Source organism: Staphylococcus sp. EG-SA-2 (assembly GCF_017152085.1).
The window spans coordinates 1-1627 of the sequence record NZ_JACYHC010000731.1; the positions used below are offsets into that span (position 1 = coordinate 1).

The window sequence follows — 1627 nt, forward strand, 5'->3', positions numbered from 1 at the left end:
GCATGTATTAAAATGATCGATTGAATCGAATTATCTATGTATAGCCCGACACGAGATTGTTGATAAGCCTTGAGTCTTTTAGCCAATAGACTCGCTTCACAGTATAAATTTTGATAAGTATAAGATTCTTGACCGTCTGTTATCGCAATATGATGTCCATTTTGTTGTGCTTGTTTATATAACCAAAAGTCCATGCGTTATTCCTCCAAAATCATTTACATTATAATTATAACGATTTTATGACATTCTAGCAGTGGTTATGTTTAAAAATATAAAAAAGTAGACGAATTGATTCATTGATATGATTGTTATAATGCTCAATACATATCGTTATATCATTCGTCTACTATTATCAGTTATTTTTATTTAATTTTAGTGTCATTCTGTCATTTTGATGTGGTGATTTACCCATTGTTGCCACATCATCTGCAATGTCAATTGGTATACGATTCATGTCTTGTAATGCACTTAAATGGAATACTTCATCATCTAAATTTTCAATGAGATATACATAATATGTTACCTTGTCCTTTTTATATTTTAACGTTTTCCAAAAGTCCGGCTTGCAATTCAATACATTATCCGGAATATATTCAATAAATAAGTAACGTTTGCTGCCTACTTTGTCTATGAAATATTTTGCAGTGCCTTTTTCTATACCTCTTATATGTGCATAGTCTGCTGAAAAGTAAATACTACCTATTGTTTCATTATGTTGTTGTATTTCAAATCGTTGGCCTACTATTTTATTATTTGTGCCACAACTACTTAAAAAAATCAGTAGATATAGCATTAAACATATTTTCATCCCCTTGAATTTTAAAAACTTTTTCAAAAGCAACACCTCTAAAAATAAATACAATATATTATAGCAAATAGAAATTATTATTTTGTTAAATTATGTTGTCATGTTCGTGTCATTTTGAGTCGTAATACAACTTTACAATTATTAAATTAACACTTCTACAATCCAAAAATATTTTTAAAGTTTTGAAAAAAATTAAAGTATTTCCACTACTAATTTGGTAAAATATGATTATGTGATATAGTGAAAGCGTTTTACACTTAATAACTCCCTCTTAAATGCATCCAGGTTTTATGTAGTAAATCATGAAAATAACATATAAATATAGAGGAGATTTACCTTTGAATACAGAGAACAACAAGAATCAAAACCAATCTGTTAAAAATTCTGAAAGACGCGGCATGTTAAAAGGATGCGGCGGTTGCCTTATTTCTTTTATTTTATTAATAATCTTATTATCAGCCTGTTCAATGATGTTTAGTAATAATGACAATTCCACTAGTAATCAATCATCAAAAACGCAATTAACTCAAAAAGATGAAAATAAAAATGAAGATAAGCCTGAGGAAAAATCAGAAACAGCTACAGATGAGGATTTACAATCAACCGAAGAAGTACCCGCAAATGAAAATACTGAAAATAATCAACATGAAATTGATGAAATAACAACAAAAGATCAATCAGATGATGAAATTAACACACCAAACGTTGCAGAAGATAAATCACAAGACGACTTGAAAGATGATTTAAAAGAAAAGCAACAATCAAGTAACCATCATCAATCCACGCAACCTAAGACCTCACCATCAACTGAAACAAACA

The 1627-nt window shown here is 29.1% G+C and carries 3 protein-coding genes; 1 reads left to right on the top strand and 2 read right to left on the bottom strand.

The annotated features are described in order from the left end of the window. Positions 1 to 194 (bottom strand): AMP-binding protein (locus tag IDG60_RS13350; RefSeq protein ID WP_206160783.1); only part of this gene is annotated, 194 nt, incomplete at its 3' end. 158 nt (positions 195 to 352) lie between these two features. Then, positions 353 to 808 carry a DUF4909 domain-containing protein gene (locus IDG60_RS13355; RefSeq protein ID WP_012840523.1) on the bottom strand — a complete coding sequence of 152 codons (456 nt, stop codon included), beginning with the start codon at positions 806 to 808 and terminating at the stop codon, positions 353 to 355. A gap of 302 nt (positions 809 to 1110) precedes the next feature. Between IDG60_RS13355 and IDG60_RS13360 the strand changes: the two genes are divergently transcribed. After that, positions 1111 to 1627, top strand: a 517-nt coding sequence (locus tag IDG60_RS13360; protein WP_206160784.1) for a calcium-binding protein, incomplete at its 3' end; no start/stop codon positions are given.